We start from the raw sequence: 12,512 nt of genomic DNA, 5'->3' as shown, positions 1-12,512 counted from the left end.
TTAATAGAGCAGCGCAAACAGCTGGCGCCGGTAGGCCACGGTCAGCGGATGCTCGGCGCCCAGCGCGTCGAACACCTGCAGCAGCGTCTTGCGCGCAGCGTCGTCGCCGTAGCCACGGTCGCTTTGCATCAGGTGCAGCAGGCCTTCGAGCCCGGCTTCGTATTGGCCGTCGGCGAGCATTCGCAGGGCGCGCTGAAAGCGGGCTTCGCTGTCGTCGCGCTCGCCTAGCGCCTCGATCTCGGCGTGGGGCAGGGCGCGTTCGCCAAACTCGATGCTTGAGCGCACGCCTCGGGCCGGCGCGGCGTCGCGCTCTTCCGGCGGCAGATTGTCGAGCACGGCGCGGGCTTCCTCGGCGCGGCCTTCGGCTACCAGCGCCCGGGCCAGGCTGACCTGGTAGGCGTAGTGCTCGGGGTACTGCTCCACCTGCTCCTGATAGATCTCTCGGGCGGTGGCCGCATCGCCGGCCTCAAGGGCGGCCTCGGCGAGCTCCTCGGGGCTTGCCGGGGCGTCTTCCGGCGGCTGAAAATAGCGGCCCAGCCACTCGCGGATTTCCTTCTCCGGTAGCGCGCCGGTAAAGTTGTCGACCAGCCCGCCCTGGCTGACCAGCTTGACGTCCGGTACCGAGCGTACGCCCAGCTGGCCGGAAATATCCGGGTTGGCCTCGACGTCGAGCTTGGCCAGAATAAAGGCGCCGCCGTATTCCACCGCAAGCTTTTCCAGCACCGGGGTCAGCGTCTTGCACGGCTCGCACCAGGGGGCCCAGCAGTCGAGCAGCACCGGCACTCGCATGGAGGCTTCCAGAATCTGCTGAATATTGCCGGCGTCCGCGTCGATAATCACGTCCTCCGGGCGAACCCCTTCGCCCTGCTGAGCGCCGGGCTGGGCGGCGGCGTCAGCGGATGTCGTTGTGGACTGGTCAACCGGCGCCGTCAGCGCCTCGCCGGTACGCGGATCAATAATCGACATGGCGACTCTTCTCTGTTTAGTGGGAAGTTTGGCTAGGATATGCAGGCGAGCCCGGGCGTATTCAAGGTGCTGCCCGGTTCCGCCCGGGCTTTTATCCCCTGCATCGTCCCCTGCGCGCGCCGGGTTCGGACGGCGATGCGGCCCTTTGGCATGTCAATAAACAAGCGTTTGATTTAGGCTTGAGCTTTCGACTCAAGCCAGCCCGAGAGACCCCCCATGCGCCAACTAGCTGCTTTTGTTTGTGCCGCGCTGCTGCTGGCAGGCTGCGGTGAATCGTCGACAAGCGGCGGCGATACCGCTGCCCGGCGCGTCAAGACCGCGCCGGTCGCTGCGGTCGCCGCGCCCGTCATTCGCCTGACCGGGGTGATTCGCGCCCGCTACGAAACGCCCCAGGCGTTCCAGGTTAGCGGCCAGATTGTCGCTCGCCGGGTGGATTCGGGCCAGCGGGTAGCCCGGGGCGATGTGCTTTTCACCCTGGACGACAGCGATCTGCGCCAGTCGTTGACGGCCGCCGAGGCCGAGCTGGCTTCGGCCAGCGCCTCGGCAGCGGTGGCCCGGGCGGATCTGGAGCGCGACCGCAAGCTGTTTGAGCGCGACTATCTCAGCCGCCAGGCGTTCGACCGTGCCAAGCTCTCGGCCAAGCAGTCCGACACCGAGCAGGCGGCCGCCCGCACCCGAGTGGAACAGGCGAAAACCGCGCTTGAGCACGCCACCCTGCGCGCCGAGGCCGACGGCCTGCTCACTCGGGTCAGCGGCGAGCCGGGTCAGGTAGTGGACGCCGGTCACCCGGTGGCCAGGCTGGCCAAGGCCGGCCCCCGGGAAATCGAGGTGGCGTTTCCCTCGGACGTGCGCCCGCCGGCAACCGGCGAGCTTTTACTGGATGATCAGCGTATCGGCCTCGAGCGTCGCGAAGTCTCCGGGTCGGTGGACCCGGCCAGCCGCACCTGGCAGGCGCGCTACCGGCTGGCAGAGGAGCTGCCCGCGGCGGTAGGGCTGGGCGAGGTGGTAAAAGCCCGCTTTGAAACTCCGGCCGCCCGGCTGGCGGCGGCGCCTGCCTCGCCCCGGCTCTATCGCGTACCGGTGGCCGCCGTGGACGAGCGCGGCGAAGGCGCCCAGGTATGGCACCTGATAGACGACAAGGCCCGTCCGCTCGACGTCAGCGTCGCCCGGGTGGAGCGCGACCGGGCGCTGATCAGCGGCGAAGCGCTTGAGGAGGGCATGGAGGTCATTGCCCTCGGCACTCACCTGCTGACCCCGGGCATGCCGGTCAAGGCGCTTGCGCAGAGCGCTGCCGCCGGGCGCGAAGCGGCAGTGCAGAAAGAGGAGCCGGCGCCGTGAGCTTTCCCAACCTGTCGGCGCTGGCGGTACGCGAGCGCGCGGTGACGTTGTTTTTTTTGCTGATCGCGTTGGCCTCGGGGGTTTACGCCTTTGCCTCCATGGGCCGGGCGGAAGACCCCGATTTCACCATGCGCGTGATGATGGTGTCCGCGGTATGGCCGGGGGCTACGCCGGAAGAAGTGCAAAACCACGTCGCCGACCCGCTGGAAAAGCAGATCCAGGCCGTGGACAACGTCGACCGGGTAGAAACCACGATTCGCCCGGGCCGGGCGGACATGCAGATCGAATTCGAGGAATCGACGCCCGGCGATGTCGTCCCCCAGCGCTTTTATCAGGTGCGCCGGCGCATGCAGGACGCCGCCGGCGACCTCCCCGACGGCGTGGTGGGGCCGGTCATCAACGAAGATTTCGGCGACGTCTACTTCTCGCTGGTGGCGCTCACCGCGCCCGAGCTTTCCATGCGCGAGATGCTGCGCGAGGCCGAAGGCATCCGCGACCGTTTGCAGAGGGTCGAGGGTGTCAACCGCGCCGAGGTACTGGGCGAGCGCGACGAGCGGGTGCAGGTAGACTTTGACATCGGCCGGCTGCAGAGCCTGGGAATTGCCCCCCAGGACGTGTTCGACGCCATCGAGGCGCACAACAAGCTGCTGCCCGCGGGCTATCTGGAGACCGCCGGACCTCGGGTATATCTGCGGCTGGGCAACGACGTCTCCGACCCCGAGGCGCTTGCCGACGTGCCGCTGCGCATCGACGATGAGCTGATCCGCCTGGGCGATATCGCCGAGGTCTCGCGCGGGTATGAGGACCCGCCGGACTTCATGGTGCGCGCCTTCGAAAAGGACGCGCTGCTGCTGGGCGTGGTCATGCGCGAGGGCGAAAACGGTCTGGAGCTCGGCGAGCGGCTGGACGACTTCTGGGCCCGAGAGCGGGCGCGCCTGCCGCTGGGGATTTCGCTTGACGTGATGACCAACCAGGCCGACGCCATCGCCGGGGCGGTCAATCTCTTTCAGGTGAAGTTTCTGGTCGCGGTGGTGGTGGTCATGCTGGTGACCATGGTCGCCGTGGGGCTGCGCGCCGGCGTGGTGGTGGGCATCGCCATTCCGGTGACGCTGTCGATGACCTTTGTGGTGATGAAGGCCATGGGCATCAACCTCGACCGGGTAAGCCTGGGCGCGCTGATCATCGCCCTGGGGCTCTTGGTGGACGACGCCATTATCGCCATCGAGATGATGATGGTGAAGATGGAGCAGGGCTGGGACCGGGTGAGCGCCGCCTCTCACGCCTGGAAAGTGACCGCCGCGCCGATGCTTTTCGGCACCCTGGTCACCGTGGCCGGCTTTGTCCCCATCGGCTTTGCCCGCTCCAACGTCGGCGAGTACGCCGGCAACATCTTCTGGGTGCTGGCCATTGCACTGCCGCTTTCCTGGCTGGTGGCGGTAGTGTTTACCCCCTATCTGGGGGTCAAGCTGATGCCGGCGCGGCATAAAAACGCCACCACCGAGGAAAATGCCTACCAGTCTGCCCACTACCGGCGCCTGCGTCGGGGCGTTGCCGCCTGCGTGCGCTACCGCAAAACCGTCGTGGGCGGCACCGTAGCGCTGCTGGCGCTGGCGATTCTGGGCATGCTCGGGCCGGTGGAGCAGCAGTTCTTCCCCAGTTCCGACCGGCTCGAAGTGCTGGTGAGTATCGACCATCCCGAAGGCACCGCCATCGAGGCCACCGATGCCACCGCACAGAGGCTGGAAAGGCTGGTGGACCAGGCCGACGGCGTAGCGTCGCTGTCCGCCTACGTGGGGCGCGGCGCCCCGCGGTTTTTCATCTCCGCCAGCCCCGAGCAGCCCAACCCGGCCTTTGCCGAGCTGATCGCCGTGGCCGACGATATCGAGTCTCGGGATGCGCTGATCGAAACGCTCGACCAGCATGTGGCGGACGGCGAATTTCCCGAGGCCCGGGTACGGGTGCAAACCCTGCTTTACGGCCCGCCGGTGGAGTGGCCGGTGAGCGTGCGCGTGCTGGGCCCCGATCCTGACCGGCTACGGAATATCGCCCACGACGTACGCGAGGTGTTCGCGCAAAACCCGCACACCCGGGACTCGCACCTGGCCTGGGACAGCCAGGTGCCGGCGGTGCGCCTGGCCATGGACAGCCACCGGCTGAGCCTTTTGGGGCTGTCGCCGGACGACGTGGCCCGCCAGCTTCAGTTCCAGCTCGACGGCCTCACCATCACCCGGCTGCGCGACGGCATCCGCTTGGCGCCGGCGGTGGGTCGCGCGGCGGCCAGCGACGTGGAAACGCTGGAAAGCCTCGAGGTGCAGACCCGGGACGGCAAGCGCGTGCCGCTTTCCCAGCTGGGCGAGCTTGAGGTGTCGTTCGAGCAGCCGGTGATCAAGCGCTACAACCGCGAACCCTTTCTGGCAGTTTACGCCGAAGTGGCGGGGGCCCAGGCCAAGGACGTCAGCGGTGATGTCTGGGCGTCGCTTGCCGGGCTGCGCGACGAGCTGCCCGAGGGCTATCGGCTGGAGATCGGCGGCTCGGTGGAGCAGTCGGACAAGGCCGAAGCCTCGATCACCGCGCTACAGCCGCTGATGGTCATCCTCATGCTTGCGTTCATCATGCTGCAGATGCGCTCCTTCGCCGGGACCTTCATGGTGGTGGCGACGGCTCCGCTGGGGCTGATCGGCGCGGTGGGAGCGCTGCTGCTGTTCGGCCAGCCCTTCGGCTTCGTCGCCATGCTGGGGCTTATCGGGCTTGCCGGTATCCTCATGCGCAACACCCTGATTCTGACTCAGCAGGTGGCGGACAACCAGCAGCACGGCATGGCGCTGCACGACGCCGTCGTCGAGGCCGGCGTCCAGCGCGCCCGGCCGGTGGTGCTGACCGCGCTGGCGGCGATCTTTGCCTTTGTCCCACTTACGCTTGACAGCTTCTGGGGGCCGCTGGCCTTTGTGCTCATCGGCGGCGTGGCCGCGGGCACCCTGATCACGCTGCTGTTTGTGCCCGCGCTGTATGCGGTCTGGTTTCGCATTGCCGCTGACCCCGAGGCGGACTAGCGGCTGCTGCCCGTGCTGCGGTGGCGGCGGTCGCGCTTGCGCTTGACGGCCAGCGCGTAGCGGTAGGCGCGCAGCACGCTCCGGGCGAAGTGTTCGATGCGGTGCGCGGCGGCAAAGTTAGCCGCCTGGCGACCCATGCGCCGGCGCTTGTCGGCATCGCCCAGAAGCTCCGCTACCGCTCGGCTCCAGGCCTGGGGGTCGGGCGCGGTCTTGTAGCCGTTGCTGCCCTGGCTGACGATGTCCTCGATGCCGCTTGAGCGGATCACCACCACCGGCAGGCCGGCCGCCATGGCTTCCAGTACCACCATGCCCTGGGTTTCCGAGCGCGAGGCGAAGACGAACAGCTCGGCGGCGTGGCAGTACAGCGGAATCTCCGCCGGGGGCACGGAGCCTGCCAGGGTGACGTGCTCGGTGAGCTCGAGGGCGTCAATCCGGGCCTCGAGGCGGTGGCGGTCGTGGCCTTTGCCCACCAGCAGCAGGTGAGCGTCGTGTTCGCCGTCATCGTGCAAAAGACGCAGGCCGTCGAGAAGGAAATCGACGTTCTTCTCCTGGCTCAGGCGTGAAATCGACACCAGCACGCGTTTGCCGTCAAGGCCGTGGCGCTCCCTGAGCGCCGTCACCGCCTCGGGGTCAACCTGGGCAAAGCGCTCGTACTCGATCCCCGTGGGCTGGACGAAAATCGGCTTTTTCACCCCGATGATGCGCAGGTACTCTTCCACCGAGCTGGTGGGCACGATGACAGCGTCGCAGCCGTTGGCAAAGCGCTTGACCAGGGCGTGGGAGATGAAATTACGAAACAGCGGCCCGGGCAGCGGCACGTAGTGGGCGTAGTGCTCAAGGCGGGTATGATAGGTGTAGATCACCGGCACGCCCAGCAGCCGCCCCAGCAGCTGGCCGGCCCGACCGATCCAGAAAGGGTGATGGACGTGGATCAGGGTCGGGGCAAAGGCGCGCACTCGGGACAGCATTCGCGGGCTGAAGATGTTGGCCAGGCGGAACTCCTGGTGCTTGCCCAGCGGCAGCAGGGAGCGCAGGCGCAGCACCTCGTCTTCGCCGGTTGCCGGCTGGCTGCCATAGCGTGGAGCGACCACCATGACCGGGTGCCCCAGGGCGTCAAGCCCGCGCTTGAGCCGTTCGATGGAAATGGGCACGCCGCCGATGAACGGCAGATAGTTGTTGGTGAACATGGCCGTGCGCAGCGGCGTGCCGTCGTCGGCGTCGGGGTCGATGTCGAAGTCGGGATAGTAGTCCGGCTCGGTAAAGAACCGGCGATAGAGCCAGATGGCGACGGTGACAAAAACCGCCACCAGCAGGATGAAGTTCAGATAGCCCACGTAAAACAGCGAATAGATGAAAAACCACAGGCCCTCGACGGTGCGCCAGAACGGGTGCTGGCCGATGTCCAGGGGCTTTTCCTCGATGGTAACGCGCTCGCCGTCCACCTCCACGGCAACAAAGTGGTAGCGGCTGCGACCGCGGTTGAGCACCAGCCCGCCGGCACCGCCGGTGACCACGTAGTCGGTGCCGTTGTGGGTCTGGCGGTCGAACAGGGCAAGCTCGCTTGAGAACACCGCGTCGACGCCGGCGTCTTCCATCAGCCGAGTAAAGGCCCGACGCAGGGAGTCGGGAAACAGATAGTCGTCGTCCAGGCGCAAGAGGCCGGAATAGTCCACCGGGTACAGCGGGTAGGCGCTGAAGACGAAATGGTTGGCCGCGTGGGAGCTGGCAAGCAGCTCGTCGAGCCAGCGCTGCTGCCAGCCGTAGCCGGTAGTGCCGGTGCTGTCGAGGAAGGTGAAGCGCGTGTTGCCGGCGGCAAAGCTGAAATGGTAGGGGCCGAAGTGGTCGTAAAAGCGAAACCCGCCGATGCGGCTTTCCTCATGGGGGCCGAACGTCAGCAGGTAGGGCATGTCCAGCCGGGAGAGGGTGCCGAACAGCGCCCGATACTTGTCCTCGCCGCCGCTGGAGACGGCGTTGCCCGCCGAGACGACGAAGTCGTAGTCGCCGTCGTTGAGCAGCGGTACGATCTTGCGCTCGAAAATCCCCACGGAATTGTTGATATTGCCCAGCACGGCAAAGCGGTAGCGGGTCTTGTTGTCCAGCAGCGCCTCTATTTCCTCGACCTGGACGGCGTGATTGGCGGCAAAGTTTTGCTCAAAAAAATTGAGATACACCTTGTAGCCCAGCAGAGCCGCAATCAGCGTCAGGTTAAGATAGAAAATCCAGGGGATGAGTCGCTGGCGTCGCACGCGCTTGGGTCTCCTCGAGCGGGCGGATAATGCCGCAAAACATAGCACGAAAGGCCGTGGACATGCCCGTTGCGGGCCATCTCGACGCACCACGCCACGACCACCGAGGTAAAGGTACCATGAAACGATCGCTTATCATCGCGCTGGGGACGCTGCTGTTGCTGCTGGCGCTTACCGGGCTGTGGCAGTGGCTGGCGCTGCACGACGTGCTGACGGCCGAGCGCGTGCGCGACTGGGTGGCGCTTACGCCGCAGTGGCGGGACGCCCCCTGGGCGTTTATCGCCGTGGTCGGGATTTACGTGGCGGCGCTTCTGGTGATGTTTCCGCTGAGTATTCTGGTGGCGGTAACCGGCCTGGTCTTTGGCCCGCTGTGGGGCTTTATCTATGCCACTCTGGGGACGTTGTGCTCGTCCGTGGTGTCCTACGCGGTGGGGCGCTGGCTGGGGCGGGAGGCGCTGCTCAACTACGGCGGCCGGCACCTGAACGGCCTGTCGCGCTATCTGGCCGGGCGCGGCGTGAGCGCCATGGTCATCGTCAACCTGCTGCCGCTGGCGCCCTTTACCCTGACCAACATGATGGCCGGGGCCTTTCATCTGCGCTTTCGCGACTACATGGCGGGCTCGATTCTGGGCATCGTGCCCGGGCTTGTAGGGGTGACGCTGCTGGGCAGCCAGCTGGGGGCGCTTGCGACCGCCAGCGACTACCGGGAAGGGCTATGGGCGCTGGGCGGGCTCGTTCTGGGCGCGGCGCTGCTCTATGCCCTGCGCCGCTACTCGGCGGCCCGCAGCGCCTCACGTCGGGGCAGTCGTCCCGCCTCGCGGAAGCCGCACTAGCGACGGCTCGCCTGCAGGCAGCCGCCAACCACCAGCGCCCCGGCTATCGGCAGGCGCCAGTCCAGCACGCTCATGCCGGCGAGTACCAGAAACGCCGCGGCCAGCACCGGCACGCCGTAGGCCAGGCTGCCGATGACGCTCGCCTTGCCGAACCGCAGGGCCTTGTCCCAGGCCACCATGGCGATGCCGAACGGCCCCAGACCGATGGCGAGCCCCGCCAGCAGGGTGTCGTGATCGGGCAGGGTAAAGCTGCCCTGGGCAAACGGCAGCGCGGCCGCTGCGGTAATGACGCTTGAAGTCAGCAGTATGCGCGGCATCAAAGGCGAGAGCGCCACCGGCGTGGCCTGGCAAAGCCAGGAGTAAAGCGCCCAGCATACCGCGGCCAGCGCGGCAAAGCCGTAGCCGGCAAGCGAGCCGCTCTGGCCGCTGGCCGCCTCGGGCACCATCAGCACCGCCGCGCCGGCAAAGGCGATCATCGCCCCCAGTACGCTGGCGAAGCGTACCTTGCCAAAGGTGAGCCACTGGCTCAGCAGGATGAACAGCACCGGCCAGGTATAGGTAATCAGGGCGGCGTCCGACGCCGGCGCCAGGCGCATGCCGATAAAGTAGCTGCTCACCGCGCCGGTAGTCAGCAGCGGCAGCCCAATCCAGATGGCCGCGCGCCAGCCCAGGCTCAGATGGCCGGTGGGCTCGCGCCGGGTGAGCGGCAAGGTGGCAAGCGCGCCGGCCAGCAGCGTCAGCGCGGCCAGCGGCAGCGGGGCAAGGTCCAGCGCATGCTCGGCAAGCAGCGGGGCAGAGCTCCAGAGCACGACGGCAACTAACGCAGCGGCAACGCTGAAATGACGGAGAGTAAACAGATGAATGTGATGCATACGAAAGCTCCTTGCCTTGAATCTTGCTCTCGTAGCATAGCCTCGAACAAAACATCATAAAATCGATAGTTTTTGATAGTATTGATCAAACTTCGTGATATTGGTTGATCGGGAGACAGCATGCGTGCCCCCACCTTTGATCTTACCCTGCTGCGCACCCTGGTAGCGGTGGCGGATACCGGCAGCGTCACCGCCGCGGCTCGGCGGCTGTCCTACACCCAGTCCACGGTGAGCATGCAGCTCAAGCGCCTGGAGGCGCAGCTCGACGTGACGCTGCACGAGCGCGTGGGGCGCACGCTCAAGGTGACCGCCGAAGGCGACCGGCTGCTGACTCACGCCCGGCGCCTGCTGGCAGTGAACGACGAAGCCTGGCAGGACATGCAGGCCCGCCAGGTGAGCGGCGGGCTGCGCCTGGGGATTCCCGAAGACTACGCGCTGCTGCTGCCGGCGGTGTTCAGCTACTTTCATCAGCTCTACCCCGGCGTGACGCTGGAGGTGATCTGCGGCACCAGCGCTGACCTGGTGACGCGGGTAAAGCGCGACGAGCTGGATCTGGTGCTGGTGACCCGCCAGCGCAATTCGCCGGGCGGCGAGGTGATCCGCCGGGAGCCGCTTTTGTGGGCCGTGGGGCTGCAGCACCAGCCGCTGCTGCGCGACCCGCTGCCGCTGGCGCTGTATTCCCGCGGGGCGGACGTGTTCCGGGAGGTGGCCGAGCAGGCGCTGGCAGCCGCCGGGCGGCAGTGGCAGGTGGCCTATACCAGCCAGTCCATGAGCGGCCTTGCGCCGCTGGTGATAGCGGGGCTTGCGGTCGTGGTGATTACCCGCAGCATGCTCACGCCCATGCTCAAACCGCTGGATGAGTCGAGCGGCTTGCCGTCGCTGCCGAGCATCGAGCTGGCGCTGCACTGGGCGCCCCATCGACCCTCGGAGCCGGCGAGAAAGCTGGGGGATCTGATCCGCCGCCAGTTGGCCGAGCAGCCGGCGGACGGGTGATGTGCCGGCAAGGCCAGACGAGCCAGCCTAGGTCAGGTGGTTGTCCCAGCGCAGGGGCAGGCTGGCAAGGGCCAAGGCTTCGGGCTTGTTCGGGGCAATGCGATACAGCCCGCCGCGCCCGGAAGACACCACAAAGCCCCCCTCGCCGTCGCAGCGGGCGCCGGCGGCGTCGGCCAGGGCGTACTCGGCCACAAGCTTGCCGCTCTGGTGGTTGAGCAGCAGCACCTTGTGGCCCCGGGGCGCGGTTACCAAAGCAAGCGGCCGGCGGCGGCTGACAGCGACGCTTGCGGTGTACTGCTGCAGGCTCGCGGTCAGCGCCTCGTCCAGCGCAAGCTCCGAGAACGCGCCGTCCGGCCCCAGCCGGCAGAGCAGCGGGCGGGTTTCCCACTCCGGCCCCTGAAACTGGTAGCCGGCGATGACCGTGCCGTCTTCGGCCACGTCCAGGTGTCGGCAGCTTAGCTGGTGGTGGGACGGCCGGTGACGGGCGGTGACGTCGCCGCTTTCGCGGTCGACCAGCAGAAGCGCCGGGTCCATGTCGCCGAGATTGAGCTTGACCCGGCCGTAGTCCGGATGCGTCCTGATACCGCCAAGCCCCACCGCCAAGGTCTCGCCGTCGGGCATCAGGCGGATCTCGTGGGGGCCGATGCCGTCAAGCTCGATATCGCGGACGTGGCGATAGTCGTCTTCGGCGTCGTATACCCGCACCAGCCCCATGGCGTCTTCCAGACGGTTGGCGGTGACGTAGAGATAGCGCCCGTCGGGCGCAAACACGCCGTGGCCGTAAAAGTGATGGCCGCCGCCGGCGGCGACGCGGTGGCTGACTTCGCGGCGGTCGCCGTCCACCACGTAAAAATGCTGCCCCGGCCGCCGGGCAAACACCACCGCGCGCGGGGCCGTGGGCGAGAGGCAGCCGCCGTGGCAGCGCTCGGGGATGGCCAGAGTAAAGTGCTGCTCGCCGTTCGGGGTGATGGCGGCAATGCGGTGGTTGCCGCGGGCGTCGTCCACGGCGCTGAACAGCCAGTCGGCGTGTTTTCGCCCGGGTAGTGCCCAGGCAAGGGAGGGCAGCGCCGGCAGGGCAAGCGCCCCGGCACCGGCGGCAAGCAGGCGGCGGCGGGTTCGGTTGACGGTCATCGCTCAGTCTCCGTCGCTCGAGTTGAAGCCCCGGCGCAGCCCGGTGGCGGCGGCGACGTCCCGGGCCAGCAGCCGGCGCAGCTGGCTTAGCTGCACGTAAAAGCCCTGGAAGTCGGCAAAGGCGGCTTTTTTCTCGGGCTCGGAGCCAGAACCTTCACCTTTGATGGCCGGGGCCAGGCCGTCGGGTAGCGTGTCGGCCCGCGCGGCTACCTCCTTCAGCTGCTTTTCCAGCTTGTCCGCAAGCGCTGGGTGGCCGCGGCTTTCCAGTAGCGCGGTAAGCCCCGGCATCAGGCCTTTCTGGAGGCCTTCAAGGCTTGCCCGCATCAGCGCTACGCTTTTCCCGCTGCGCCAGGCCTCGGCGCGATAGATGCTGGCCGGCTTGCCGCGTAGCCCCAGGGGGCTCGCCAAACGCTTTTCTTCCAGCAGCTCCACGCTCTGGATCGCGCTTTGCAGCAGGGTATGGGTGTAGCTGTCGGTGCCGATAAAGCGCTCGCCGAACGACTGCCAGTCGTCTTCAAGCGCCCGGGTGACGTGGACCAGGTTGGTGCTCACCGCGCTCAAAAGCCCGCAGGCGTTAGGGCTTTCGAGCGCAGTGGCGTCCATGGCGTCGTCGTACAGCAGGTACTCAAGCGCCGGGAATCCCTGCAGCGCCACCCCGGCCTGCTCCACGTCCTCGAGCGTGGGCGGCGTGTCGGCGTTCAGCTGCGTTTTCACCTTGCGCCCGACGAGGTTCTTGCCGTCGGGCCAGAACTGCAGCTGCCAGCCTCGGCTCTGCTGCTCGACGGGGCCGAACTGAACGTAGCGCACCGCCTGCCAGCGCTGATAGGCGTCAAGCCAGTCGTCCTCCAGCGTAGCGCGGCCATCGGTACTGGGGGTATCGCAGTAGTCGGCGGTGCTTTGTTCGAGCGTCTCGGCGGCGCCGGCCAGGGCCGAGTACTGCTGCGCGGCCGCTCGGTGCCACTGCTCGCGCGGGGTTTCGCCGGCGCTGGCGGTATTGGCGGCCATCAGCAGCGCGAACGCTGTCAGGCCGGCGCGGTATAAAGAGCTTGGGTGAGCCATGCGGGTTCCTTGATCAAACAGGGG

At 67.2% G+C, this 12,512-nt stretch carries 9 protein-coding genes; 4 read left to right on the top strand and 5 right to left on the bottom strand.

Annotated elements, in window-relative coordinates; all coding sequences use genetic code 11:
• Complete coding sequence (locus P1P91_RS13540; protein ID WP_311883281.1) at positions 1-966, bottom strand: tetratricopeptide repeat protein; 966 nt, start codon at positions 964-966, stop codon at positions 1-3.
• 216 nt (positions 967-1,182) lie between these two features.
• Between P1P91_RS13540 and P1P91_RS13535 the strand changes: the two genes are divergently transcribed.
• Complete coding sequence (locus P1P91_RS13535) at positions 1,183-2,304, top strand: efflux RND transporter periplasmic adaptor subunit (RefSeq protein WP_311883280.1); 1,122 nt, start codon at positions 1,183-1,185, stop codon at positions 2,302-2,304.
• Positions 2,301-5,354: an efflux RND transporter permease subunit gene (locus P1P91_RS13530; RefSeq protein WP_311883279.1), complete on the top strand. Its 3,054-nt coding sequence runs from the start codon at positions 2,301-2,303 to the stop codon at positions 5,352-5,354. Before P1P91_RS13535 ends, P1P91_RS13530 begins: the two co-directional genes overlap by 4 nt.
• Here the strand turns inward: P1P91_RS13530 and P1P91_RS13525 are convergent.
• Positions 5,351-7,600 (bottom strand): glycosyltransferase, encoded by a 2,250-nt coding sequence (locus tag P1P91_RS13525; RefSeq protein ID WP_311883278.1) that lies wholly within the window; start codon positions 7,598-7,600, stop codon positions 5,351-5,353. The two genes, P1P91_RS13530 and P1P91_RS13525, sit on opposite strands and share 4 nt — an antisense overlap.
• A 119-nt stretch (positions 7,601-7,719) precedes the next feature.
• On the opposite strand from P1P91_RS13525, the gene P1P91_RS13520 reads away from it, so the two are divergent.
• The gene (locus tag P1P91_RS13520; protein ID WP_311883276.1) at positions 7,720-8,433 is read left to right on the top strand and encodes a TVP38/TMEM64 family protein; all 714 of its coding nucleotides are present in this window, start codon (positions 7,720-7,722) and stop codon (positions 8,431-8,433) included.
• Here the strand turns inward: P1P91_RS13520 and P1P91_RS13515 are convergent.
• Entirely contained in the window at positions 8,430-9,305 is an 876-nt protein-coding gene (locus P1P91_RS13515; protein ID WP_311883274.1) for a DMT family transporter, read from the bottom strand. The genes P1P91_RS13520 and P1P91_RS13515 overlap by 4 nt on opposite strands.
• Before the next feature lie 120 nt (positions 9,306-9,425).
• Here P1P91_RS13515 and P1P91_RS13510 point away from each other — a divergent pair, with 120 nt between their 5' ends.
• Positions 9,426-10,298 (top strand): LysR substrate-binding domain-containing protein, encoded by an 873-nt coding sequence (locus tag P1P91_RS13510; protein WP_311883272.1) that lies wholly within the window; start codon positions 9,426-9,428, stop codon positions 10,296-10,298.
• A 27-nt stretch (positions 10,299-10,325) separates the two neighbouring features.
• Here P1P91_RS13510 and P1P91_RS13505 read toward each other — a convergent pair whose 3' ends face one another.
• Together P1P91_RS13505 and P1P91_RS13500 are read right to left on the bottom strand one after the other, a co-directional pair.
• Positions 10,326-11,429, bottom strand: coding sequence for a DUF1513 domain-containing protein (locus P1P91_RS13505; protein WP_311883270.1), 1,104 nt, complete (start codon positions 11,427-11,429; stop codon positions 10,326-10,328).
• A 3-nt stretch (positions 11,430-11,432) separates the two neighbouring features.
• Entirely contained in the window at positions 11,433-12,488 is a 1,056-nt protein-coding gene (locus P1P91_RS13500; RefSeq protein ID WP_311883269.1) for an imelysin family protein, read from the bottom strand.
• Positions 12,489-12,512: the final 24 nt, after the last annotated feature.

This window comes from Halomonas piscis (genome assembly GCF_031886125.1).
Classification (GTDB): Bacteria; Pseudomonadota; Gammaproteobacteria; order Pseudomonadales; family Halomonadaceae; genus Vreelandella; species Vreelandella piscis.
Note: the sequence above shows the minus strand (reverse complement) of the source record. Positions and strands in the feature narration are given on the sequence as shown.

Excerpts from the sequence above, each read along its gene's own strand:
- P1P91_RS13540 (WP_311883281.1), bottom strand. The coding sequence starts at position 966 with ATGTCGATTATTGATCCGCGTACCGGCGAGGCGCTGACGGCGCCGGTT.
- P1P91_RS13535 (WP_311883280.1), top strand. The coding sequence starts at position 1,183 with ATGCGCCAACTAGCTGCTTTTGTTTGTGCCGCGCTGCTGCTGGCAGGC.
- P1P91_RS13520 (WP_311883276.1), top strand. The coding sequence starts at position 7,720 with ATGAAACGATCGCTTATCATCGCGCTGGGGACGCTGCTGTTGCTGCTG.
- P1P91_RS13515 (WP_311883274.1), bottom strand. The coding sequence starts at position 9,305 with ATGCATCACATTCATCTGTTTACTCTCCGTCATTTCAGCGTTGCCGCT.
- P1P91_RS13510 (WP_311883272.1), top strand. The coding sequence starts at position 9,426 with ATGCGTGCCCCCACCTTTGATCTTACCCTGCTGCGCACCCTGGTAGCG.
- P1P91_RS13505 (WP_311883270.1), bottom strand. The coding sequence starts at position 11,429 with ATGACCGTCAACCGAACCCGCCGCCGCCTGCTTGCCGCCGGTGCCGGG.
- P1P91_RS13500 (WP_311883269.1), bottom strand. The coding sequence starts at position 12,488 with ATGGCTCACCCAAGCTCTTTATACCGCGCCGGCCTGACAGCGTTCGCG.